Source organism: Streptomyces sp. NPDC002784, from assembly GCF_053592135.1.
The window spans coordinates 423651-445730 of record NZ_JBSFVD010000003.1; the positions used below are offsets into that span (position 1 = coordinate 423651).

General features: G+C 72.5%; 23 protein-coding genes and 1 riboswitch. Of the genes, 11 read left to right on the forward strand and 12 right to left on the reverse strand.

The features are described from left to right. Positions 1-3: 3 nt before the first annotated feature. From ACWD1Z_RS09180 to ACWD1Z_RS09195, 4 genes are all read right to left on the reverse strand, one after another. Positions 4-1209 carry a sensor histidine kinase gene (locus ACWD1Z_RS09180; protein ID WP_451117150.1) on the reverse strand — a complete coding sequence of 402 codons (1206 nt, stop codon included), beginning with the start codon at positions 1207-1209 and terminating at the stop codon, positions 4-6. Positions 1210-1345: 136 nt separating this feature from the next. Next, positions 1346-3055: a sodium/solute symporter gene (locus ACWD1Z_RS09185; RefSeq protein WP_451116914.1), complete on the reverse strand. Its 1710-nt coding sequence runs from the start codon at positions 3053-3055 to the stop codon at positions 1346-1348. A gap of 13 nt (positions 3056-3068) precedes the next feature. Continuing rightward, complete coding sequence (locus tag ACWD1Z_RS09190) at positions 3069-3434, reverse strand: hypothetical protein (protein WP_451116916.1); 366 nt, start codon at positions 3432-3434, stop codon at positions 3069-3071. Between the two features lie 2 nt (positions 3435-3436). Next, complete coding sequence (locus ACWD1Z_RS09195; RefSeq protein WP_451116918.1) at positions 3437-4186, reverse strand: LytR/AlgR family response regulator transcription factor; 750 nt, start codon at positions 4184-4186, stop codon at positions 3437-3439. Positions 4187-4263: 77 nt separating this feature from the next. Between ACWD1Z_RS09195 and ACWD1Z_RS09200 the strand changes: the two genes are divergently transcribed. From ACWD1Z_RS09200 to ACWD1Z_RS09220, 5 genes are all read left to right on the forward strand, one after another. After that, positions 4264-4767 carry an Lrp/AsnC family transcriptional regulator gene (locus tag ACWD1Z_RS09200; RefSeq protein ID WP_451116919.1) on the forward strand — a complete coding sequence of 168 codons (504 nt, stop codon included), beginning with the start codon at positions 4264-4266 and terminating at the stop codon, positions 4765-4767. A 122-nt stretch (positions 4768-4889) separates the two neighbouring features. Continuing rightward, complete coding sequence (ddaH, locus tag ACWD1Z_RS09205; protein WP_451116921.1) at positions 4890-5711, forward strand: dimethylargininase; 822 nt, start codon at positions 4890-4892, stop codon at positions 5709-5711. After that, positions 5708-6931 carry an ornithine--oxo-acid transaminase gene (gene rocD / locus ACWD1Z_RS09210; RefSeq protein WP_451116923.1) on the forward strand — a complete coding sequence of 408 codons (1224 nt, stop codon included), beginning with the start codon at positions 5708-5710 and terminating at the stop codon, positions 6929-6931. Before ddaH ends, rocD begins: the two co-directional genes overlap by 4 nt. Positions 6932-7043: 112 nt before the next feature. Then, the gene (locus ACWD1Z_RS09215; protein WP_451116925.1) at positions 7044-9491 is read left to right on the forward strand and encodes a SpoIIE family protein phosphatase; all 2448 of its coding nucleotides are present in this window, start codon (positions 7044-7046) and stop codon (positions 9489-9491) included. 135 nt (positions 9492-9626) lie between these two features. Next, positions 9627-10349 (forward strand): lysophospholipid acyltransferase family protein, encoded by a 723-nt coding sequence (locus ACWD1Z_RS09220; RefSeq protein ID WP_451116926.1) that lies wholly within the window; start codon positions 9627-9629, stop codon positions 10347-10349. A gap of 27 nt (positions 10350-10376) precedes the next feature. On the opposite strand, the gene ACWD1Z_RS09225 is transcribed toward ACWD1Z_RS09220, so the two are convergent. The 6 genes from ACWD1Z_RS09225 to ACWD1Z_RS09250 all read right to left on the reverse strand — a co-directional run bounded on the left by ACWD1Z_RS09225 (position 10377) and on the right by ACWD1Z_RS09250 (position 14899). Continuing rightward, positions 10377-11150: an urease accessory protein UreD gene (locus ACWD1Z_RS09225; protein WP_451117151.1), complete on the reverse strand. Its 774-nt coding sequence runs from the start codon at positions 11148-11150 to the stop codon at positions 10377-10379. Then, positions 11147-11824, reverse strand: coding sequence for an urease accessory protein UreG (ureG, locus tag ACWD1Z_RS09230; protein ID WP_451116928.1), 678 nt, complete (start codon positions 11822-11824; stop codon positions 11147-11149). Before ureG ends, ACWD1Z_RS09225 begins: the two co-directional genes overlap by 4 nt. Positions 11825-11886: 62 nt before the next feature. After that, positions 11887-12561 carry an urease accessory protein UreF gene (locus tag ACWD1Z_RS09235; RefSeq protein ID WP_451116929.1) on the reverse strand — a complete coding sequence of 225 codons (675 nt, stop codon included), beginning with the start codon at positions 12559-12561 and terminating at the stop codon, positions 11887-11889. Continuing rightward, positions 12561-14282, reverse strand: a complete 1722-nt coding sequence (locus ACWD1Z_RS09240; protein WP_451116931.1) for an urease subunit alpha — start codon at positions 14280-14282, stop codon at positions 12561-12563. Before ACWD1Z_RS09240 ends, ACWD1Z_RS09235 begins: the two co-directional genes overlap by 1 nt. Further along, positions 14275-14586, reverse strand: coding sequence for an urease subunit beta (locus tag ACWD1Z_RS09245; RefSeq protein ID WP_451116932.1), 312 nt, complete (start codon positions 14584-14586; stop codon positions 14275-14277). Before ACWD1Z_RS09245 ends, ACWD1Z_RS09240 begins: the two co-directional genes overlap by 8 nt. Before the next feature lie 10 nt (positions 14587-14596). Then, the gene (locus tag ACWD1Z_RS09250) at positions 14597-14899 is read right to left on the reverse strand and encodes an urease subunit gamma (RefSeq protein ID WP_389417606.1); all 303 of its coding nucleotides are present in this window, start codon (positions 14897-14899) and stop codon (positions 14597-14599) included. A gap of 158 nt (positions 14900-15057) precedes the next feature. Between ACWD1Z_RS09250 and ACWD1Z_RS09255 the strand changes: the two genes are divergently transcribed. Next, the gene (locus ACWD1Z_RS09255; protein WP_451117152.1) at positions 15058-15288 is read left to right on the forward strand and encodes a hypothetical protein; all 231 of its coding nucleotides are present in this window, start codon (positions 15058-15060) and stop codon (positions 15286-15288) included. A 416-nt stretch (positions 15289-15704) separates the two neighbouring features. Further along, positions 15705-15830, forward strand: a riboswitch (cyclic di-AMP (ydaO/yuaA leader). A gap of 3 nt (positions 15831-15833) precedes the next feature. Then, positions 15834-16307: a C40 family peptidase gene (locus tag ACWD1Z_RS09260; protein WP_451116934.1), complete on the forward strand. Its 474-nt coding sequence runs from the start codon at positions 15834-15836 to the stop codon at positions 16305-16307. 126 nt (positions 16308-16433) lie between these two features. On the opposite strand, the gene ACWD1Z_RS09265 is transcribed toward ACWD1Z_RS09260, so the two are convergent. Next, complete coding sequence (locus ACWD1Z_RS09265; protein ID WP_451116936.1) at positions 16434-16892, reverse strand: ATP-binding protein; 459 nt, start codon at positions 16890-16892, stop codon at positions 16434-16436. Between the two features lie 212 nt (positions 16893-17104). On the opposite strand from ACWD1Z_RS09265, the gene ACWD1Z_RS09270 reads away from it, so the two are divergent. Together ACWD1Z_RS09270 and ACWD1Z_RS09275 are read left to right on the forward strand one after the other, a co-directional pair. Continuing rightward, positions 17105-17971: a helix-turn-helix domain-containing protein gene (locus tag ACWD1Z_RS09270; protein WP_451116937.1), complete on the forward strand. Its 867-nt coding sequence runs from the start codon at positions 17105-17107 to the stop codon at positions 17969-17971. Positions 17972-17980: 9 nt separating this feature from the next. Further along, positions 17981-18208 carry a DUF397 domain-containing protein gene (locus tag ACWD1Z_RS09275; protein ID WP_451116938.1) on the forward strand — a complete coding sequence of 76 codons (228 nt, stop codon included), beginning with the start codon at positions 17981-17983 and terminating at the stop codon, positions 18206-18208. Positions 18209-18295: 87 nt separating this feature from the next. Here the strand turns inward: ACWD1Z_RS09275 and ACWD1Z_RS09280 are convergent, their stop codons facing one another. After that, positions 18296-19423 carry an 8-amino-7-oxononanoate synthase gene (locus tag ACWD1Z_RS09280; protein ID WP_451116940.1) on the reverse strand — a complete coding sequence of 376 codons (1128 nt, stop codon included), beginning with the start codon at positions 19421-19423 and terminating at the stop codon, positions 18296-18298. A 147-nt stretch (positions 19424-19570) separates the two neighbouring features. Here ACWD1Z_RS09280 and bioB point away from each other — a divergent pair, with 147 nt between their 5' ends. Then, positions 19571-20764 (forward strand): biotin synthase BioB, encoded by a 1194-nt coding sequence (gene bioB, locus ACWD1Z_RS09285; protein ID WP_451116942.1) that lies wholly within the window; start codon positions 19571-19573, stop codon positions 20762-20764. Next, entirely contained in the window at positions 20757-22037 is a 1281-nt protein-coding gene (locus ACWD1Z_RS09290; protein WP_451116944.1) for an adenosylmethionine--8-amino-7-oxononanoate transaminase, read from the forward strand. Before bioB ends, ACWD1Z_RS09290 begins: the two co-directional genes overlap by 8 nt. Positions 22038-22080 lie beyond the last annotated feature (43 nt).

Sequence of the window (22080 nt, forward strand, 5' to 3'; positions counted from 1 at the left end):
GGCTCAGGCGCCGGTCAGCCGGCCCGCGGAGTGCACGCCCGGCTGGTACTTGGGCAGCCGGGCGGTGACCTTCATCCCCGCTCCCACGGCGGTCTCGATGACGAGTCCGTAGTCGTCGCCGTAGACCTGCCGGAGCCGGTCGTCGACGTTGGACAGACCGATCCCGCCGGACGGGCTGACCTCCCCGGCGAGGATGCGGCGCAGCAGGACGGGGTCCATGCCCACGCCGTCGTCCTCGATGACGACCAGGGCCTCCGCCCCCGCGTCCTGGGCGGTGATGCTGATCCGGCACTTGTCGGTCCTGCCCTCCAGGCCGTGCTTGACGGCGTTCTCCACCAGCGGCTGGAGGCAGAGGAAGGGCAGCGCGACCGGCAGGACCTCCGGGGCGATCTGGAGGGTCACCGAGAGGCGGGCGCCGAAGCGGGCCCGTACCAGCGCCAGGTAGTGGTCGATGGCATGGAGTTCGTCGGCGAGGGTGGTGAAGTCGCCGTGCCTGCGGAACGAGTAGCGGGTGAAGTCGGCGAACTCCAGGAGCAGTTCGCGGGCGCGCTCGGGGTCGGTGCGGACGAAGCTGGCGATCACCGCGAGCGAGTTGAAGATGAAGTGCGGGGAGATCTGGGCCCGGAGTGCCTTGATCTCGGCCTCGATCAGGCGGGTCCGGGACTGGTCGAGGTCGGCCAGCTCCAGCTGGACGGAGACCCAGCGCGCGACCTCCCCGGCCGCGCGGACCAGGACCGCGGACTCGCGGGGCGCGCAGGCGACCAGGGCGCCGTGGACGCGGTCGTCGACGGTGAGGGGGGCGACGACCGCCCAGCGCAGGGGGCAGTCGGGGGTGTCGCAGGTCAGCGGGAACGCCTCGCCGCGGCCGGACTCCAGCGGTCCCGTGAGCCGTTCCATGATCTCGGCGCGGTGGTGCGCGCCGACGCCGTCCCAGGCCAGCACCCCTTTCCGGTCGGTCAGGCACAGGGCGTCCGTGCCGAGCAGGGAGCGCAGCCTGCGGGCCGACTTGCGGGCGGTCTCCTCGGTCAGTCCGGCCCGCAGCGGAGGTGCGGCGAGGGAGGCGGTGTGCAGGGTCTCGAAGGTGGCGTGCTCGACCGGCGTACCGAGCCCGCCCTGGTTCTCGGGCCGCGCGGTACGCCGGCCCAGCCAGAACCCCGCCGCCAGCAACGGCAGGACCGCCACGCACAGCCCGGCGATGAATCCGCTCATACTCATACCGCTCATGTCTTCACCTCAGCGCGGCGCTCCGCGGGGAGAGCCGGGACGGGCCTTCGGCCGGCCGCGGCGCCGTCGTGGCCGATCCCGCCCACGCGGCGGAGCCGCACATGACACAGCCCCGCGCCGTTCATGCCTTCACCTCAGCCAGTTCCTCCGGCAGGTGGAAGCGGGCCAGGATGGATGCCGTTCCCGGTGGGACGCGGCTCGGGGTGGCCAGGGAGACCAGGGTCATCGTGAGGAAGCCCAGCGGCACCGACCAGAGGGCCGGCCAGGCCAGCAGGGCGTGCAGGGCGCCGGTGCCGGGCAGGCCGGCCATGGTCGCGGCGACGGCGAGCAGGGCTGAGCCACCGCCCACCAGCATCCCGGCGGCCGCCCCCTGCGGGGTGAGCCGGCGCCACCAGATGCCGAGCACCAGCAGCGGGCAGAAGGAGGACGCGGACACCGCGAAGGCGAGGCCCACGGCGTCGGCCACCGGCAGCCCGCCGACCAGGGCGCTCGCCGCGAGCGGCACCGCCATCGCGAGGAGCGTGCCGAGCCTGAAGTGCCGTACGCCGCGCGAGGGGAGGACGTCCTGGGTGAGGACGCCCGCGACGGCCATGGTCAGTCCCGACGCGGTCGACAGGAACGCGGCGAAGGCACCCCCGGCGACCAGCGCGCCGAGCAGGTCGCCGCCCAGGCCCCCGATCATCCGCTCCGGCAGCAGCAGCACGGCGGCGTCCGCGTCGCCGGTGAGGGTCAGTTCGGGGGCGTAGAGCCGGCCGAGGGCGCCGTAGACCGGGGGCAGCAGGTAGAAGGCGCCGATCAGGCCGAGGACGGCGACGGTGGTGCGGCGGGCGGCGACGCCGTGCGGGCTGGTATAGAAGCGGACGACGACGTGCGGCAGGCCCATGGTGCCGAGGAAGGTGGCGAGGATCAGCCCGTACGTGGCGTACAGCGGGCGTTCGCCGCGGCTCTCGGCCTGGGAGGGCGACAGGCCCCCGTCGCCGTCGCGTTCGGCCTCGGGGACGGCGGCGCCCGCGGCGAACGTCAGCCGGGTGCCGGCGTCGATGCGGTGGGTGCCGACGGGGAGGTCGAGCCGCTGGTCCTCGTGCGGGCGGCCGTCGACGGTGCCGCTCACGGTGACGGTCAGCGGACGCTCCAGGCGCAGCTCCAGGCTGTCGTCGACGCGGACGGTGCGCTGTTCGCGGAAGGCGGCGGGTTCGTCGAAGGCATGGTGCGGGGCGCCGTCGCGCTGCCAGGCGAGGACCAGGAACAGGACGGGCACCAGCAGGGCGGAGAGCTTCAGCCAGTACTGGAAGGCCTGCACGAAGGTGATGCTGCGCATGCCGCCCGCGGCGACGATGGCCACCACCACGACCGCCACGATCACCCCGCCGAGCCAGTCGGGCGCGCCGGTGAGCACGGTCAGCGTCAGCCCGGCGCCCTGGAGCTGGGGCAGCAGATAGAGCCAGCCGACCCCCACCACGAAGGCCCCGGCCAGCCGCCGTACCGCCGGGGAGGCGAGCCGGGCCTCGGCGAAGTCGGGGAGCGTGTAGGCGCCGGAGCGGCGCAGCGGGGCGGCGACGAAGAGCAGCAGGACCAGATAGCCGGCGGTGTAGCCGACCGGGTACCAGAGCATGTCGGGGCCCTGGACCAGGACCAGGCCCGCGATGCCGAGGAAGGACGCGGCGGAGAGGTACTCGCCGCTGATGGCGGCCGCGTTCAGGCGGGGGCCGACGGTGCGGGAGGCGACGTAGAAGTCGGAGGTGGTGCGGGAGATGCGCAGGCCGAAGGCGCCGACGAAGACGGTCGCGAGGACGACGAGCGCGACGGCGGGGACGGCGTAGTTCTCGTTCACGGTCCGTCGGCCCTCAGCGGTCCTGGTCCTCGACGAGACGGACGAGGTCCCGCTCGTTGCGTTCGGCGCGCCGTACGTACCAGCGGGCCAGCAGCACGAGCGGGGCGTACAGGCAGAAGCCGAGGACCGTCCATTCCAGGCGGTCGGAGTCCGGGACGGTGGCGAACAGCAGCGGCAGCGGGCCGATGAGCAGGGCGAGGACGGCGACCACGGCGAGGGCGGCGCGCAGCTGGGAGCGCATCAGGGAGCGGACGTAGGTGTGGCCGAGGGTGGTCTGCTCGTCGATCTCGGTGCGTGGGCGGTAGTAGCCGGACGCGGGGGTGCGGCGGGGCGGGCCGGTGACGACGACGCGGCGCTCGGCGGGATCCTGGCCGGGCACCGTCAGGTCCTCCTCATCAGCAGGTCCCGCAGCTCGCGCGCGTGCCGCCTGCTGACCTGGAGTTCCTCGGTGCCGACCAGGACGCTCACCGTGCCCGCGTCCAGGCGGAGTTCGCCGATGTGGCGCAGGGCGACCAGATGGCGGCGGTGGATGCGCACGAAGCCGCGGGAGCGCCAGCGCTCCTCCAGGGTGGACAGCGGGATGCGGACGAGATGGCTGCCCTTGTCGGTGTGCAGCCGGGCGTAGTCGCCCTGGGCCTCGACATGGGTGATGTCGTCGACGGAGACGAACCGGGTCACCCCGCCGAGTTCGACGGGTATGTGGTCGGGGTCGGGCTCGTGGACGGGTATGCGGGGGCCGGTGCCGATGAGTTCGGCGGCCCGGCGGACCGCCTCGGCGAGCCGTTCCTTGCGGACCGGTTTGAGGACGTAGTCGACGGCCTTGAGGTCGAAGGCCTGGACGGCGAAGTCCTCGTGCGCGGTGACGAACACGACCAGCGGCGGCTTGGCGAACCCGGTGAGCAGCCGGGCCAGGTCGAGTCCGTCGAGGCCGGGCATGTTGATGTCGAGGAAGACCACGTCGATCGCCTCGGGCCCGCCCGGCCCCGATTCCAGGGCGCGGTTGATCCGGCGCAGTGCCACGGTGGCGTCCCCCGCGCCCTCCGCGCTGCCGATCCGGGGATCGGCGTTGAGGAGGAACAGCAGTTCCTCCAGCGAGGGGCTTTCGTCGTCGACAGCCAGGGCGCGCAGCATGAACGTGGAGTGTAGGAGCAATTCGTACGCCTGCACACGGGCCGAGGTCGGATGTTCCCGCTGGATAGGGTGCGGCCATGAACAGCAGGCCCACGCCGTTCGACGAGCTCGACCGGAAGATCCTCACCGCCCTGATGGCGAACGCCAGGTGCAGTTTCGCCGAGATCGGCGCGGAGGTCGGACTGTCCTCCACGGCGGTCAAGCGGCGGGTGGACCGGCTGCGGGAGTCCGGGGTGATCACCGGGTTCACGGCCACGGTGAAGCCGTCGGCGCTGGGCTGGCGCACGGAGGCGTACGTCGAGGTGTACTGCGAGGGCGCGGCCCCGCCGCGGCGGCTGGCGGAGGTGGTCCGCAACCATCCGGAGATCACCGCGGCGATGACGGTGACCGGCGGCGCGGACGCGCTGCTGCACGTGCGGGCGCGGGACGTGGAGCACTTCGAGGAGGTGCTGGAGCGGATCCGCGTCGAGCCGTTCATCCGCAAGACGATCAGCGTGATGGTGCTGTCCCACCTCCTCCCGGAGAGCCCGGAGGCGGGCGCCAGCCACCCGGCACCCGAGGGCGCAGCAGACGTGCGCTGAGCGGCGAAACTACGCAGCATTCCTGCGCGAACACGCAGCTCTCGTTCCTTGTCGGGCTTCTCGGTCACTTCCTACCGTGGGGTCAACCCCGTCCACACCGCAGGAAGCGGAGGAACCCCTCTGTGCCCGAAAGCCGTGTGCAGCGCCGACGGCGCTTTCTCGTCTGCGAACCCAGACACTTCGCCGTCCAGTACGCGATCAATCCCTGGATGCGACCCGACACCCGGGTCGACGTCGATCTGGCCCAGGAGCAGTGGCGGTCGCTGATCCGCGCCTACCGCTCCCACGGCCACACCGTCGAATCGGTGGAGCCCGTCCCCGGCCTGCCCGACATGGTCTTCGCCGCCAACTGCGCGGTCACCGTCGACGGCCGGGTCTTCGGCTCCCTCTTCCACGCGCCCGAGCGCCGCCCCGAGTCCACCCACTACGACACCTGGTTCAAGGCGTCCGGATTCGACGTCTACCGCCCGGAGTCGGTGTGCGAGGGCGAGGGCGACCTGGTCCCCACGGGCCGGTACGTGCTGGCCGGCACCGGCTTCCGCACGACCCGCGAGGCCCATCGCGAGGTGCAGGAGTTCTTCGGCGTCCCGGTGATCGGGCTGACGCTGGTGGACCCGTACTTCTACCACCTCGACACCGCGCTGTTCGTGCTCGACGACGGCCCCGAGGAGAACATCGCCTACTACCCGGAGGCGTTCTCGCCGGGCAGCCGCGAGGTGCTGCGGCGCCTGTACCCGGATGCCGTCCTGGCGACCCGCGAGGACGCGACGGCCTTCGGCCTGAACTCCGTCTCCGACGGCCGGCACGTCTTCATCGCGCCGGGCGCGACCGCCCTCGCCGACCAGCTCGCCCTGCGCGGCTACGTCCCCGTCCCCGTCGACCTGTCCGAGCTGCTCAAGGCCGGCGGCGGCATCAAGTGCTGCACCCAGGAGATCCGCTCATGACCGCACCCGCGCGCACCCGTTCCTCCGCCGACCTGATCCGTGCCGAGGAGCCCGTCCTCGCGCACAACTACCACCCGCTGCCGGTCGTCGTCGCGCGCGCCGAGGGCACCTGGGTGGAGGACGTCGAGGGCCGCCGGTACCTCGACATGCTGGCCGGCTACTCGGCGCTCAACTTCGGCCACCGCCACCCCGCCCTGATCGAGGCCGCCCACCGCCAGCTGGACCGGCTCACGCTGACCTCGCGCGCCTTCCACAACGACCGGCTCGCCGAGTTCGCCGAACGCCTCGCCGCGCTGACCGGCCTGGACATGGTGCTGCCCATGAACACCGGCGCCGAGGCCGTCGAGAGCGCCGTGAAGGTGGCCCGCAAGTGGGCGTACGAGGTCAAGGGCGTCCCGGCCGACCGGGCCACGATCGTGGTCGCGGCGGACAACTTCCACGGCCGTACGACGACGATCGTCAGCTTCTCCACCGACGAGACCGCCCGCGCCGGCTTCGGGCCCTTCACCCCGGGTTTCCGGATCGTGCCGTACAACGACCTGGCCGCGCTGGAGGAGGCCGTCGACGACACCACGGCGGCGGTGCTCATCGAGCCGATCCAGGGCGAGGCGGGCGTGCTCATCCCAGACGACGGCTATCTGGCCGGGGTGCGGGAGCTGACCCGACGCAAGGGCTGTCTGTTCGTCGCGGACGAGATCCAGTCGGGCCTCGGCCGCACCGGCCGCACCCTCGCCGTGGAGCACGAGGCGGTCGTCCCCGACATGCTGCTCCTCGGCAAGGCGCTCGGCGGCGGCATCGTCCCGGTGTCCGCGGTGGTGGCCCGGCGGGAGGTGCTCGGGGTGCTGCGGCCCGGCGAGCACGGCTCGACGTTCGGCGGCAACCCGCTGGCCGCGGCGGTCGGCACCGCGGTGGTGGAACTGCTGGAGACGGGTGAATTCCAGCGCCGGGCGGCCGAGCTGGGCGTGGTCCTGCGGGGCGGTCTGCGGGAGCTGGTCGGCAAGGGCGTCGTCGGCTTCCGCGCGCGCGGCCTGTGGGCGGGCGTGGACGTCGACCCGGCCGTGGGCAGCGGGCGGGAGATCGGTGAGCGGCTGATGCGGGAGGGTGTGCTGGTCAAGGACACCCACGGCTCCACCATCCGGCTCGCGCCCCCGCTGACGATCACCGCGGAGGAGCTGACCGGGGCGCTTGCCTCGCTGGAGAAGGTGCTCGGGCAGGTCTGATCCGCGCGGTGGCCGTCTTCGCTCCTCGCTGCGAGGGTGAACACTGGGATCAGAGGTGGTAGACCACTGACGTGGACCGCTCTCAGCGAACCCAGCGACGGAGAGGTCGGCCGTGGGCAGACACGAGGAGCACGCCGCGGAGCGGCATCGGTTCGACGTGGCCGATGCCGCCCCCGTGCTGCTCGACGCCCAGGGGCTGGTGACCTGCTGGACCAGCGGGGCCCAGCGGCTGTTCGCGTACCCGGCGGCGGAGGCGGTGGGCCGGCCGGTCTCGGTCCTGCTGACGCCCGGGGACGCGGCCCGGCTCCCCGAATTGGCCGAACGCTGTCGCCGGGACGGCGGATGGGCCGGGCTGCTGACCGCCCGGCGGGCGGACGGCCGTGAGGTCCGGGTCATGGTGCGGGTCGTGGCGGCGCCGGAGCCGGGCGGTCCGGCCCGCTGGCTGGCGCTGCTGTCGGAGATGGAGCAGGAGCCCGGCTGGAACATGAGCCGGCCGGTGCTGGAGCAGATGGTGGCCCGCTCCCCCGTCGGCATAGCGATCGTCGACACGGACCTGCGGTTCGTGTGGTCCAACGCCGCGCTGGAGCAGTTCGGCGGCGGACCGGCCCACCAGCGGCTCGGGCGGCGGCTCGGCGACATACAGCCCGGTCTGGACGCGGCGGGCGTCGAGGCGCAGATGCGGCGCGTGCTGGAGACCGGGGAGCCGGTGGTCGGGTACGAGCACCTGGGCCGGGTGCGCTCCGCCCCGCACCGGGAGACGGCGCACATGATGTCGTTCACCCGGCTGGACGACGACCGGGGCCGGGCGATGGGCGTGTACTACACGGTCGTCGACGTCAGCGAGCGGCACCGGGCCCGCGGGCGGCTCGCCCTGCTGGACAAGGCGGGCCGGCACATCGGCCGCACCCTGGACGTGGTGCACACCGCCCAGGAGCTGGCCGACGTGGCCGTGCCCGGCTTCGCCGACCTGGCCCGGGTGGACCTGCTGGGGTCGGTGATCAGCGGCGGGGAACCGGCGCCGGGGCCGCTGAGCGACAGCGAGCCGGTGGAGCTGCGCCGGGCGGGCCATCGCTCGGTGCACGAGGACGAGGCGGTCGGCATCGGCTCGGTCGCCACCTATCTGGCCGGATCGCCGCCGATCCGCTGTCTGACCACGGGCAGCTCCTGGCGCGCGGAACAGCTGGATCCGCTGGCCCGGGAGTGGGCGACGGACGTGCTCGGCCGGGAGGCCACCTTCCGGGAGCTGGGCCTGCACAGCGTGATGATCGTGCCGGTCCGGGCCCGGGGCGTGACCCTGGGCATCACCACGTTCTTCCGGCGGGGCCGCCAGGAGCCGTTCGACGAGGACGATCTGCGGCTCGCCGAGGACCTGGTGTCGCGGGCCGCGGTCTGCGTGGACAACGCCCGCCGCTACACCCGCGAACGGGACGCGGCGCTGGTCCTGCAGCGCAGTCTGCTCCCCCACCGGCTGTCCGACCAGGACGCCGTGGAGGTCGCCGCCTGCTACCGGCCCGCCGACGAGCTGACCGGCCTCGGCGGCGACTGGTACGACGTGGTGCCGCTGTCCGGGGCGCGGGTCGCCCTGGTGGTGGGCGAGGTCCCGGGGCACGGCATCGGCGCCGCCGCGGCCATGGGCCGGCTGCGTACGGCCGTACGGACGCTCGCCGCGCTGGACCTGCGGCCCGAGGAGGTGCTGGCCCACCTCGACGACCTGGTCGGACGGTCGGCCCGGGACGACGGGGTGGCCCCGGACACGGAGGGCGCCGGCAGCATGCGGGCGGTGGGGTCCGGGTGCGTGTACGCGGTGTACGACCCGGTCGACGGGCAGTGCACCATGGCCGCCGCGGGCCATCCCTCGCCGGCCGTGGTGCTGCCCGACGGGGAGGTCACCTTCGTCGATCTGCCGCAGGGCCCGCCGCTGGGCATCGGCGGGCCGCCGTTCGAGTCGGTCGAGATGGTCCTGGCCGAGGGCAGCGTCCTCGCCCTGTACACGGACGGCCTGCTGGCCCGCGGGGACTCGTGGGCCGCCGACGCGGACCCGGACCGGCTGCGGCCGGCCCTGGAACGCCCGGCGGCCTCGCTCGCGCTGCACTCCCGTGCCGTGGTCGACGAGCTGGTCCCGGTACGGCCGCGCGACGATGTGGTGCTGCTGATGGCCCGCACCCGGCTGCTCGGTGACGGCCAGGTCGCGGACTGGGACCTGCCGAGCGACCCCGCCATGGTCGCCGAGGCCCGCAAGAGCGCCACCCGCCAGCTCACCGAGTGGGGTCTGGAGCCGCTGGCGTTCACCACCGAGCTGGTCGTCAGCGAGCTGGTCACCAACGCCATACGGCACGCTTCCGGGCCCATCCGGCTGCGGCTGATCAAGGAGCGCTCCCTGATCTGCGAGGTCTTCGACGGCGGCGCCTCCGCACCCCATCTGCGCCATCCCCGCGCCACGGACGAGGGCGGCCGGGGGCTGCTGCTGGTGTCCCAGTTCGCCCAGCGCTGGGGCACGCGCTTCGCCCCCGAAGGGAAGATCATCTGGGCCGAGCAGTCGCTCACCGAACCGATCGAGTGAGCACGGCCGCCTCTGTCAAGGACGCCGGAAAGGTCTGCGCCAGTCGTCCCGGCCCGGTTACGGGCGCCCCTGCCTGCGCCTACACTGGCACCCCCCACAACACGCCGGTTGACCAGCACGTAGAGGAGCGCCTCTTTGTTCTACTACCTGCTCAAGTACGTGTTGCTGGGCCCCTTGCTGAGACTGGTCTTCCGCCCGCGCATCGAGGGCCTCGGACACGTTCCGCCGTCCGGGGCGGCGATCATCGCGGGCAACCACCTCTCCTTCTCGGACCACTTCCTGATGCCCGCGATCCTCAAGCGGCGCATCACCTTCCTGGCCAAGGCCGAGTACTTCACCGGCCCCGGTCTCAAGGGGCGTCTCACGGCCTTCTTCTTCCGCAGCGCGGGGCAGATCCCGGTCGACCGCTCCGGCAAGGACGCGGGCCAGGCCGCGATCCGCGAGGGCCTCGGAGTGCTGAGCAAGGACGAGTTGCTGGGCATCTACCCGGAGGGCACCCGCTCGCACGACGGCCGCCTGTACAAGGGCAAGGTGGGCGTGGCCGTGATGGCGCTGAAGGCCGGGGTCCCGGTGATCCCCTGCGCGATGATCGGCACCTTCGAGGCCCAGCCGCCCGGCAAGGTCATCCCCAGGATCCACCCGGTGGTCATCCGCTTCGGCGAGCCCCTGGACTTCTCCCGGTACGCCGGCATGGAGAACGAGAAGGCGGTCCTGCGCGCCATCACCGACGAGATCATGTACGCCATCCTGTCGCTCTCCGAGCAGGAGTACGTCGACGAGTACGCGGCCGTGGTCAAGGCGAAGGAGGCCGAGGCGAGCGGCCCCCGGCGCAGGTTCCGGAAGATGCCGCTCGGCTGAGCCCTCCGGCGGGGCAGGGCGGGCGGTTCACGGAGTGAGCGCCCCCAGCATCCGGTCCAGCGCCCGGTCCAGCACCTGACGCAGCACCCGCGCGTCCGGCGCCACGGCGGTCACCAGCGCCGCCGGGCCGGCCAGCGGCACCAGCACGGCATGCTCGGCGAGGATGCGGGGTGCCACGGGCTCGTCCGCGAACTCGGGCCGTACGACGACGAGTTGCCCGAGCGCGCGATGCCCCGCCAGTCCGGCGGGCCCGTCCCAGCCACCCGGCGCGCCGGGCCCGCAGGCGAGTTCCTGGTCCAGGACGGTCCGCCCGGCGATCCGCACGGTCAGCCGGCTGGTGAGCCGCCCCGGCTCCTCCCCCACCCGCCCGAGCACCTGCTCCTCGCGCAGCACCAGCCGGGCTCCCGCACCGAGGTCGGCCCGGGTGGTGACGTACAGATCGCTGCCCCCGGCGCAGATCAACTGCTCCGGCAGCCAGCGCAGTTCGCCGCCGTCGGCGACGGTGAGCCGGACGTCGTAGCGGGCGTCGCCCTTGGCCTGACCGGGCAGGGCGATGGTCGCGGCGGCGGATCCGACGTGCAGGCGGGCCCCCTCCGCCACGTCGGCCTCGACGGCGAAGCGGTCACCGCCGAGGGGGCCGCTCATCGCGCCGACGAGCATGACCCGGGCCTCGCTCCCGCTCCCCCGGGTGCGCCGCAGCGCCAGCGGCCCCTCGCCCTGCAGCACGGGCAGCGACGTACCGCCCCGGCCGTCGTCGCGCGCGCCGATCCGGGCGGTGGCGGTGACGCCGGTGGCGATCACGCCGACCACGCGGCGAGTTGCCCCCGCACCCACGCGGCGACGTCCCGCACGCCGTGCTCGGAGCGCAACGACTGGAAGATCACCGGAAGTTCGGCCCGCTGCGCCTTGGCGTCGGCCGCCATGCGGGCGAGGTCGGAGCCGACGTAGGGGGCGAGGTCGGTCTTGTTGACGACGAGCAGATCGGCGGTGGTCACCCCGGGGCCGCCCTTGCGCGGGATGTCGTCGCCGCCGGCCACGTCGATCACGAAGATCTGCGCGTCGACGAGCCCCTTGGAGAAGGTCGCCGTGAGATTGTCCCCGCCGGACTCCACGAGGATGAGCTGCAGCGGCCCGGCCTCGTCCTCCAGGTCCTCGACGGCTTCGAGGTTGGCGGAGATGTCGTCCCGGATGGCGGTGTGCGGACAGGCGCCGGTCTCCACGGCGGTGATCCGCTCCGGCGGCAGCACGGCCTCCCGCAGCAGGAACTCGGCGTCCTCGCGGGTGTAGATGTCGTTGGTGACGACGGCGAGGGACAACTCGTCGCGCAGGGCCCGGCAGAGCGCTGCGACGGTGGCGGTCTTCCCGGACCCCACGGGCCCGCCGAGCCCGATGCGCAGGGCACGGCGGGAGCCGTCGGGGCGCCGGGCGTCGGCGCTGAGGGCGGCGGGCCCGTCGTGGGAGTGGTCGAGATGCATGTACGGCTCCTTCTCTGCCGGCCTGGTCCGTTCAGTTTGTCGGGCCGGCCTTGCGTGTGATCTCAGGACGCGAACAACCGCACCGCCCAGGAGGCGTGCACCTCCGCGCCGATCTCCAGCAGCGGTGAGGATGCGGCGGGCAGCGCGTCGACTCCCTCGTCGGCCACCGCCCGCGCGGCCTGTACCGCCTGGTCCACGACCCGGTCCAGCTCGGGAGCGAGCCGGGCCAGCACGGCCGTGGCCTCGAACGGATCGAGGCTCAGCAGCCGTACGGTCGCGGACGCGGGCCCGCTGACGCTCTCGTAGACGGCGCAGTACGCCGCGTCCACCGGTCCGAGCCCGGCCGCCCGGGCGGCGACCCCCAGCACCACCGGCTGGTGCGCCCCCTTGGGGAACGCCCGCGCCAGCGCGTCGAGTTCGTCGCAGGGCCAGACGGCCCGGGCGGCCCGCAGCAACTGCCGCCCCAGCTTCCGCGCGGCGGTCCGCAACGCGGGCGAGGGGGTGCGGGCGTCCGCGGCCGCGTCCAGCGACACCGCGTCCACCCCGAACGCGGCCGACGCGGCGAGGGCCGCGGCGACCCGCCCCGCCGTGTGCAACCGCCCGCGGCAGAAGTCCTCCAGAGTCCCGGCCCCGGTGATCCGTCCCGCCTTGACGGCGGCCTCGGCCCCGCCGGAGTGCGCGTGGCCTCCGGCGGGGAACCGTCCGTCGGCCAGGACGAGCAGCGCTGCCCTGGACATCAGAAGAGGAAGTAGCGCTGTGCCATGGGCAGTTCAGCGGCGGGAGCGGCCTCGACCAGCTCCCCGTCGATGTGCACGGCAAAGCTGTCGGGATCCACCCGCACGTCGGGCCGGGCGGAGTTCTCCCGCATGTCGGCCTTGGTGACCCCCCGGGTGGACTCGATCCCCACGAACCGCTTGCCGAGCCGCAGCCGCTCGGGCAGCCCGTCCTCGATCGCCGACGGGGCGACGAAGTTCAGGGAGTTGGCGGCCGGGCCGCGGCCGATCGCGCCGTACATGGGCCGCGGCAGGACCGGCTGCGGGGTGGGGATGGAGGCGTTGGCGTCGCCCATCTGCGCGTAGGCGATCTGCCCGCCCTTGATGACCAGGTGCGGCTTGACCCCGAAGAACGCCGGTTCCCACAGCACCAGGTCGGCGAGCTTCCCGGTCTCCACGGACCCGACCTGCCCGGCGATGCCCTGGGCCAGCGCCGGGTTGATCGTGTACTTGGCGACGTACCGCCGTACCCGGAGATTGTCCGCGCGCCCGTCCCCGGGCAGCGCTCCCCGCCGTCCCTTCATCACATGCGCGGTCTGCCAGGTCCGCATGACGACCTCGCCGACGCGTCCCATGGCCTGCGAGTCGGAGGAGATGATCGAGATGGCGCCGAGGTCGTGCAGGATGTCCTCGGCGCCGATGGTCGAGGGCCGGATGCGGGACTCGGCGAAGGCCAGGTCCTCCGGCACCGCGGGGTTCAGGTGGTGGCACACCATCAGCATGTCGAGGTGTTCCTCGGCGGTGTTGACGGTGAACGGCCGCGTCGGGTTGGTGGAGCTGGGCAGCACATGCGGCTCGGAGACCACGGTCATGATGTCCGGCGCGTGCCCGCCGCCCGCGCCCTCGGTGTGGTAGGCGTGGATGCCCCGGCCGCCGATGGCGGCGAGGGTGTCACCGACGAACCCGGCCTCGTTCAACGTGTCGGTGTGGATGGCGACCTGGATGCCGGTGCGGTCGGCGACGGTCAGCGAGGCGTCGATGACGGCGGGCGTGGAGCCCCAGTCCTCGTGCAGCTTCAGCCCCATCGCGCCGCCGCGGATCTGCGACAGCATCGCCTCGTGCGAGACGGTGTTGCCCTTGCCGAGGAAGCCGACGTTGAGGGGGTACTGCTCCATCGCCTCCAGCATCCGCGCCAGATGCCAGGGCCCCGGCGTCACGGTGGTCGCCTTGGAGCCCTCGGCCGGTCCGGTGCCGCCGCCGATCAGCGTGGTGATCCCCGCCGCCAGTGCCTCGTCGGCGATCTGCGGGCAGATGAAGTGGACGTGCGCGTCGATGGCGCCGGCCGTGAGGATCCGGCCGTTGCCCGCGATGATCTCGGTCTCGGGGCCGATGACGAGGTCGGGGTGGACCCCGTCCATGGTGTCGGGGTTGCCCGCCTTGCCGAGGCCGGTGATCCGCCCGTCGCGGATGCCGACGTCCGCCTTGACGATCCCCCAGTGGTCGATCACGACCGCGCCGGTGATCACCGTGTCCGGGGTGCCTTCCGCGCGCGTGGCACGTGACTGGCCCATGGACTCACGGATGACCTTGCCGCCTCCGAACACCGCCTCGTCACCGGAGAGTCCGGGGCCGCCGGAGCGGTCCTCCTCGATCTCTACCAGCAGATCGGTGTCGGCGAGCCGGATCCGGTCGCCGGTCGTCGGGCCGAACAGGTCGGCGTACGCGGCCCGGGAGATCTCAGGCATCGAGGGCACCTCCGGTCTCCCCGCGCAGCCCGGGCACGACGCGGGCGCCGGCCAGCGGGACGAGTTCGACGTCGACGGGGATGCCGGGCTCGAAGCGCACGGCGGTGCCGGCGGCGACGTTGAGGCGCTTGCCGCGGGCGGCGGCGCGGTCGAAGTCCAGGCCGGGGTTGGCCTCGGCGAAGTGGTAGTGGGAGCCGACCTGGACGGGCCGGTCGGCGGCGTTGAGCACGGTCAGCCGGGTGACCTCGCGGCCCTCGTTGAACACGACGGGCTCGTCCGCGAACAGGATCTCTCCGGGAATCATCGAAGCCCCCTCAGACGATCGGTTCGTGGACGGTGACGAGCTTGGTGCCGTCCGGGAAGGTCGCCTCGACCTGGACGTCGTGGATCATCTCCGCGATGCCGTCCATGACGTCGTCCCGGGTGAGCAGCTTGCGTCCGGAGGCCATCAGCTCGGCGACCGTACGGCCGTCCCGCGCGCCTTCGAGGATGTGCGAGGTGATGAGGGCGACCGCCTCGGGGTGGTTGAGCCTGAGCCCGCGGGCCCGGCGCTTCTCGGCCACGTCGGCCGCCACATGGATCAGCAGTCTCTCTTGCTCGTGCGGGGTCAGTTGCACAGCCCACCTCACAGTCCTCGCTCCGGACCGTGCGGGGCCCGGTTGCCGCAGCCACGGGCAAAGTGCCTGGTGGCGTGGAGGGAGGCTAGTTGGACCGGGTTTCGGGCACGTTAACCGAGCTGTGACCCGTCGGGGGTCCGAGAGCGCCGCCTCCGGAGCTGCCGGCCGGGCGGAAGCCGGTGGAGGGCGGCGAGCGATCTGGCGGCCCGGGCCGGGGAACTGACGCGCGTTCGGGCCCCGTCCAGGCGTTGGCCGCCAGGGCGACGCATCAGCGGGGCGAGAGCGGCGAGAGCGAGGCGCACGCCCCCACGCTGGCGCGCGCACCGCGGGTGCTGGACGGCGAGCGCCGCACGGCTCGGTTCACGCTGCCGCCCCGCTCGGAGAGTTGACGCAGGTGAGCCCGGTCCGGCCATTCGGCGATGGCGCCGAGGCGTCCGGACCGGAGTCGAAACGGACCAAAGGAGGTACCCCCTTTCGGCGTAGCCGTGTCTCCTGCCGTGGGCCCGTCAGGGTTGCGCAACGAGGCTAGGCCCTCACCCGAAAGAGACGTTCCGGTGCTGGTCCGGGCATCCTCCGTAGCCTCGACGCTGGTTCGAACGGAGCAGTGTCCACCCGAACGGGTGAGTGGTGAGTAACGCCACAAATCCCCGGTTCCATTGGGATTTTCGGACATCCGTGAGCCAAGATCCCTGACTGACGACAAGCCCCCGCCACCACGGCGGGGCGATCCGGGCGGACGCCGAGTCCTGCCGCCGCCCGGATGACCGGTCGACAGGAGTGGATCGGCAGGAGTGGAGGACCCGAGCACGACGGGTCGCCGGCACGGATGTCCGTGCCGAGCAGCCCTTGGGGTGAAGCCGCATCGCGGCCGGGCAACTTCGCCAGCCCGAATCCGACAGGTCATCCTTCACAGGCGGCTGACGAAGGGTTGCGCATGACTGCGCTCAATCGTGTCCCGTCGCTCATGGCCCGAGCCGGTACGGCCTCGGCTCTGACCATCGCCGCCGTGGGCGGTTCGATCGTGGCCCCGGGCCTCTCCGCCGAAGCGGCTGCGGCCACGCCGGCGACGAAGGCACTCCAGGTCGCGGCCTCCAAGAAGGGCTCCCCGTACAAGTACGGCGCCACGGGCCCGTACCGCTTCGACTGCTCCGGGCTGACGCTGTACTCGTTCAAGAAGGCGGGCAAGAAGCTGCCTCGTACGGCGGCCCAGCAGTACAACAAGACGCGCCACATCTCCGCCAAGAGCCGCAAGGCCGGCGACCTCGTGTTCTTCCACTCGGGGTCGAACGTCTACCACGTCGGCATCTACGCCGGGAAGGGGAAGCTCTGGCACGCCCCGAAGACCGGGGATGTGGTGAGGCTGCAGAAGATCTGGACCAAGAGCGTCTGGTACGGCCGGGTGAGCTGACCGGCCGCCCGAAGGGCGGCGGCGCCCCTGACACGCCGCCGCCCTGACGGGTGCCCGAGTGACCGCTGCGCGGAGCCGGACCGCTCCCGGGGCGGGTCAGCGCCGTACCGCCCGCGGGGGCGCCCGCTAGGGCTCCTGCTGACCGGCGGTGGTGACCGGCCGGGCCGGTACGGTCCAGGGAAGTTCGATGGAGACCGTCTTGCCGCCCTCACGGGTCGGCCTGACTCTGAGTCGGCCGCCGCACTCGGCGGTCAGCCAGCGGATGATGACCAGACCGCGGCCGTTGTCCTGCTGGACAGCGGCCGGCAGTCGTTTGGGGAACCGCGGGTGGCTGTCGGTGACCCCGATGCGCAGGTGTTCGTCGTGGCTCAGTTCAAGGTCCACCGTGAAGGTGGGTGACTGGCCGAGGGTGTGCTGTACGGCATTGGTGGCGAGTTCGGAGACGATGAGCCGGATGGTGTCGGCCACGTCCGTCCCTGCGGGCAGTCCCCATTCCTCGAGCGTGCTGACCACATAGCCGCGGGCCGCGGAGACCGAGGCGGGATCGCTCGGCAGAGTGACGGATGCTTCCAGATGGTCTGCCATGGCGGCGTCGTCCCTTTCCCACGGGACCGCAGTCCGACACGGAGCGGATGGTTCGAGTACGGTCCCGGACTGGTGCTTCCTCGCCAGACTGCCATTACCGCGCCGGTCACGGTGGCGATCCACCAAGATATGCATATATCTGTCGCTCGATGCGGTGAACTCTGCGACGCGAGAGCGTATTTGGGCGGCCCGGTTGGAGTAAGGAGTAGCGCATGCAACACGGTCCCGCGGTACGCCGCCGGAAGCTGGGCGCCGAACTGCGTGCGTTGCGCGCCGGTGCGGGGCTCACCAGCGGTGAGGCGGCGCGGCTGGTGGGCTGGCACCAGTCGAAGGTCAGCCGGATCGAGACCGGGGCCAGCGGGGTGAAACCGGCCGATGTGCGGTTACTGCTGGACGCCTACGCCGTCGCCGACTCCCAACTACGGGAGTTGCTGCTGGTATTGGCGGGCTCCGACGACGGCGCGGGCCGGCACCACTGGTGGCACGCCTACCGCGGGGTGCTGCCGCCGACCTACCGGGACTTCATCAGCCTGGAGTCCCAGGCGAGCGCGATGCGCACGCTGGAGACCTCCGTGGTGCCGGGGCTGCTCCAGACGCCCGAGTACGCCCGGGAGGTGACCCGGGCCGCGGTGGGCGGCCTGGACGAGACGGACGAGCGCCTCGACACGCTGGTCGAAGTGCGGCTGGCCCGCCAGGACGTGCTGCGCGGGGAGCCGCCGCTGGAGCTGAGCGCGGTGCTGGACGAGGCGGTGCTGCACCGGGAGATCGGCGGGCCCGGGGTGATGGCCCGGCAGCTGTGGCAGCTGGTGGAGGCGGGACGCCTGCCACAAGTGCGGCTGCAGGTGCTGCCGTTCACGGCCGGAGCGCACATCGGAGTCACCGGGCCTTTCGTTATTTTCTCATTTTCGCGCACTTCTGATCTGGACGTGGTTGTTCTCGACCACTTGACGAGTAGCCTCTACCTCGAACGGAAAGAAGACCTCCAGGCGTACACGGAGGCCTTCACCACCCTTCAGATCCACGCCCTTTCGCCCGAGGAATCGCTGGATTACATCGCCGGGCTAGCTGACGGCGCGTAAGGAGGCACCATGACCGCACTGCCTCGGAACGTACCTTCCAGTACCGAACTGCACGACGTGCAATGGCTGCGCAGCAGTTACAGCACGGGTGCGAACAACTGCGTGGAGACCGCTCGGCCGCTGACCGGCCCCTGGGCCGGACTGTTCGCCGTACGCGACTCCAAGGCCCCGGCCGGACCCGCGCTGCTCTTCTCCCCCGAGAGCTGGGCGGACTTCACGGCCGCGATCCGGTCCTGACAGTTGCGATCAGGTTCCGAGCAAGTTCCGAGCAAGTTCTGATCAGCATCCATCAGTTCCACGGCGGCAGGGCCGTGTCACGCCGACTCATGGTCGTGTCTCGCCGATGACTCGTACAGCGCGTTCGATCTGACCGCCCGTGAGATCCGCACGGGCGGTCAGCCGCAGCCGTGAGATGCCGTCGGGCACGGAAGGAGGACGGAAACAGCCCACGGCCAGGCCCGCCGCCCGGCAGTCCGCCGCCCAGCGCAGCGCCCCCTCGGGGGACGGCGCGCGCACGGAGACGACCGCCGCGTCCGGACGCACCGCCTGATGGCCCGCGGCCGTCAGGCGGGCGTGCAGTTCGCTCGCCACCGCACGCGCCTGGGCCGCCCGCTCCGGCTCCCGGCGCAGCAGCCGCAGCGCCGCGAGGGCGGCACCGGTCGCGGCGGGGGCGAGTCCGGTGTCGAAGATGAACGTCCGGGCCGCGTTGACCAGGTGGTCGATGACCCGGGCCGGGCCGAGCACGGCGCCGCCCTGGCTGCCCAGGGACTTGGACAGCGTCACCGTGACCACCACGTCGTCGGCGCCGGCCAGCCCCGCCGCGTGCGGAGCGCCCCGGCCGCCGTCGCCGAGCACGCCCAGGCCGTGCGCGTCGTCCACGAGCAGGCCCGCCCCGTACTCCCGGCACGCCTCGGCGAGCCCGGCCAGCGGGGCCGCGTCGCCGTCGACCGAGAAGACCGTGTCGGAGACGGCGACCGCCGGCCCGTCGTGCGTCCGCAGCGCCTTGCGCACGGCGTCCGGTTCGGCGTGCGCGACCACCTGGGTCGTACCGCGGGCCAGCCGGCAGCCGTCGATCAGCGAGGCGTGGTTGCCCGCGTCGGACACGATCAGCGAGCCGTGCGGCCCGAGCGCGGTGACCGCGGCGAGGTTGGCCGCGTAGCCGGAGGAGAAGACCAGCGCCGCCTCGAAGCCGCAGAAGTCCGCCAGCTCCCGCTCCAGCTCGCCGTGCAGCTGGGTCGTACCGGTGACGAGCCGGGAGCCGGTGGCGCCGCCGCCCCAGGTCCGCGCCGCGCGCGCGGCGCCCTCGGTGACCTCGGGGTGGTGGGTCAGGCCCAGGTAGTCGTTGCCGGCCAGATCCAGCAGCGGCGAGTCGGCCGGGCGAGGGCGCAGCGTCCGTACGAGTCCGGCGCGGCGGCGCAGCTCCGCCTGCTCGTCGATCCAGCCGAACGCCATGAGTCCTCCGGAGATTTTGTAGGCAGCGCACAGACACTAGCGGGACGACCAGGCACCCACGGTGTGGCAATACCCACACGTCGAAGGGGCCGAGTTGTACGAACTCTCCTTGGCCGGGGACCACTCCTTAGGACAGGATCAGCTCTCATGGACCTGCTGAACACGCTGCTGGACAAGGGGCTGCGGCGCGAGCTGCCGACCCGCGAGGAGGCCCTGGCCGTCCTCGCCACCTCCGACGACGACCTGCTCGATGTGGTGGCCGCGGCCGGCAAGGTGCGCCGGCACTGGTTCGGCCGCCGGGTGAAACTGAACTACCTGGTCAACCTCAAGTCCGGCTTGTGCCCCGAGGACTGCTCCTACTGCTCGCAGCGGCTCGGCTCGACCGCCGGCATCCTCAAGTACACCTGGCTCAAGCCGGACGAGGCATCCAAGGCGGCGGCCGCCGGTCTCGCGGGCGGCGCCAAGCGGGTCTGCCTGGTGGCCAGCGGACGCGGCCCGACCGACCGTGACGTGGACCGGGTCTCGGACACCATCAAGGCGATCAAGGACCAGAACGAGGGCGTCGAGGTGTGCGCCTGCCTCGGGCTGCTCTCCGACGGCCAGGCCGAGCGGCTGCGCGAGGCGGGCGCCGACGCCTACAACCACAACCTCAACACCTCCGAGGCCACCTACGGCGACATCACCACCACCCACACCTACGCCGACCGCGTCGACACCGTGCAGAAGGCGCACGGCGCCGGGCTGTCCGCCTGCTCCGGTCTGATCGCGGGCATGGGCGAGAGCGACGAGGACCTGGTGGACGTGGTCTTCTCGCTGCGCGAGCTGGACCCGGACTCGGTGCCGGTGAACTTCCTGATCCCGTTCGAGGGCACCCCGCTGGCCAAGGAGTGGCACCTCACCCCGCAGCGCTGTCTGCGGATCCTGGCGATGGTGCGGTTCGTCTGCCCGGACGTCGAGGTGCGCATCGCGGGCGGCCGTGAGGTCCACCTGCGCACGATGCAGCCCCTCGCGCTGCACCTGGCCAACTCGATCTTCCTCGGTGACTACCTCACCAGCGAGGGCCAGGCGGGCAAGGCCGACCTGGAGATGATCGCGGACGCCGGGTTCGAGATCGAGGGCGCCGGCGAGGTGACGCTGCCCGAGCACCGGGTGGGCGGTGGATGCGGTTCGCCCGGCGCGGGCGGTGGCTGCGGGACGCATGAGGGCGGCGGGGTCTGCGGTACCCACGAGGGTGGCGGGGTCTGCGGTTCCGCCGGGCAGCCGGAGCCGGGCGAGGCCCGCACCGACCTGGTGGCCGTACGCCGTCGGGGGGCCGGAACGGACCTCGCGCCCAATGCCTGACCTGAGCGTGCCCGAGCTGCTGGACCTGGACCGCAAGCACGTGTGGCATCCGTACGGTCCCATGCCGGGCCGGCAGGAGCCGCTGGTCGTGGAGTCGGCGAACGGGGTGCGGCTGCGGATGGCGGACGGCTCGGGCGAGCTGGTCGACGGGATGTCGTCCTGGTGGTCGGCCATCCACGGCTACAACCACCCGGTGCTGAACGAGGCGGCGCGCGAGCAGCTCGGCAGGATGAGCCATGTGATGTTCGGCGGGCTCACCCACGAGCCCGCCGTCCGCCTCGCGAAGCTCCTTGTCGACATGTCGCCAGGAGGTCTGGAGCATGTGTTCCTCGCCGACTCCGGCTCGGTGTCGGTCGAGGTCGCCGTCAAGATGTGCCTCCAGTACTGGCGCTCCCTCGGCCGTCCCGGCAAGCAGCGGCTGCTCACCTGGCGGGGCGGCTACCACGGTGACACCTGGCAGCCGATGTCGGTGTGCGATCCCGAGGGCGGGATGCACGACCTGTGGACGGGCGTGCTGCAGCGCCAGGTCTTCGCGGATCCGCCACCGGCCGAGTACGAGGAGTCCTACGCCGACCAGCTGCGCGCGCTGATCGAGCGGCACGCGGACGAGCTGGCCGCGGTGATCGTCGAGCCGGTGGTGCAGGGCGCGGGCGGGATGCGGTTCCACTCCCCCGCGTATCTGCGGGTGCTGCGCGAGGCGTGCGACGCCCACGGCGTGCTGCTGGTGTTCGACGAGATCGCGACCGGGTTCGGGCGCACCGGCGCCCTGTTCGCCGCGGACCACGCGGCGGTGACGCCGGACGTGATGTGCGTGGGCAAGGCCCTGACCGGCGGGTACCTGACGATGGCCGCCACGCTGTGCACCGCGCGCGTGGCCGACGGGATCTCGCGGGGCGAGGTGCCGGTGCTGGCGCACGGGCCGACGTTCATGGGCAATCCGCTGGCGGCGGCCGTCGCCTGCGCGTCGATCGAGCTGCTGCTCGGCCAGGACTGGCCGGCGGAGGTCAAGCGGATCGAGGCGGGCCTGCGGGAAGGGCTGGCGCCCGCGGCGGAACTGCCGGGGGTGAAGGACCTGCGGGTCCTCGGTGCCATCGGCGTGGTCCAGCTGGACCACCCGGTGGACATGCGGGCGGCGACGGCGGCGGCCGTGCGCGAGGGCGTGTGGCTGCGGCCGTTCCGCGATCTGATCTACACGATGCCGCCCTATGTCACGGGCGAGGCCGATCTGGCGCGGATCGCACGTGCGGTGTGCGCGGCGGCACGGGAGGGCTGAGATGACGGTTCTGGTGATCACGGGCACCGGCGCGGGAGGGCTG

Coding starts and splice junctions, on each gene's coding strand:
- ACWD1Z_RS09195 (WP_451116918.1), bottom strand. CDS start 4,186: ATGCTGCGCGCCCTGGCTGTCGACGACGAAAGCCCCTCGCTGGAGGAA.
- ACWD1Z_RS09235 (WP_451116929.1), bottom strand. CDS start 12,561: ATGTCCAGGGCAGCGCTGCTCGTCCTGGCCGACGGACGGTTCCCCGCC.
- ACWD1Z_RS09270 (WP_451116937.1), top strand. CDS start 17,105: ATGCAACACGGTCCCGCGGTACGCCGCCGGAAGCTGGGCGCCGAACTG.
- ACWD1Z_RS09290 (WP_451116944.1), top strand. CDS start 20,757: ATGCCTGACCTGAGCGTGCCCGAGCTGCTGGACCTGGACCGCAAGCAC.
- ACWD1Z_RS09240 (WP_451116931.1), bottom strand. CDS start 14,282: ATGCCTGAGATCTCCCGGGCCGCGTACGCCGACCTGTTCGGCCCGACG.
- rocD (WP_451116923.1), top strand. CDS start 5,708: ATGACCGCACCCGCGCGCACCCGTTCCTCCGCCGACCTGATCCGTGCC.
- ACWD1Z_RS09275 (WP_451116938.1), top strand. CDS start 17,981: ATGACCGCACTGCCTCGGAACGTACCTTCCAGTACCGAACTGCACGAC.
- ACWD1Z_RS09265 (WP_451116936.1), bottom strand. CDS start 16,892: ATGGCAGACCATCTGGAAGCATCCGTCACTCTGCCGAGCGATCCCGCC.
- ACWD1Z_RS09200 (WP_451116919.1), top strand. CDS start 4,264: ATGAACAGCAGGCCCACGCCGTTCGACGAGCTCGACCGGAAGATCCTC.
- ACWD1Z_RS09245 (WP_451116932.1), bottom strand. CDS start 14,586: ATGATTCCCGGAGAGATCCTGTTCGCGGACGAGCCCGTCGTGTTCAAC.
- bioB (WP_451116942.1), top strand. CDS start 19,571: ATGGACCTGCTGAACACGCTGCTGGACAAGGGGCTGCGGCGCGAGCTG.
- ACWD1Z_RS09260 (WP_451116934.1), top strand. CDS start 15,834: ATGACTGCGCTCAATCGTGTCCCGTCGCTCATGGCCCGAGCCGGTACG.
- ACWD1Z_RS09280 (WP_451116940.1), bottom strand. CDS start 19,423: ATGGCGTTCGGCTGGATCGACGAGCAGGCGGAGCTGCGCCGCCGCGCC.
- ureG (WP_451116928.1), bottom strand. CDS start 11,824: ATGCATCTCGACCACTCCCACGACGGGCCCGCCGCCCTCAGCGCCGAC.
- ACWD1Z_RS09180 (WP_451117150.1), bottom strand. CDS start 1,209: ATGAGCGGATTCATCGCCGGGCTGTGCGTGGCGGTCCTGCCGTTGCTG.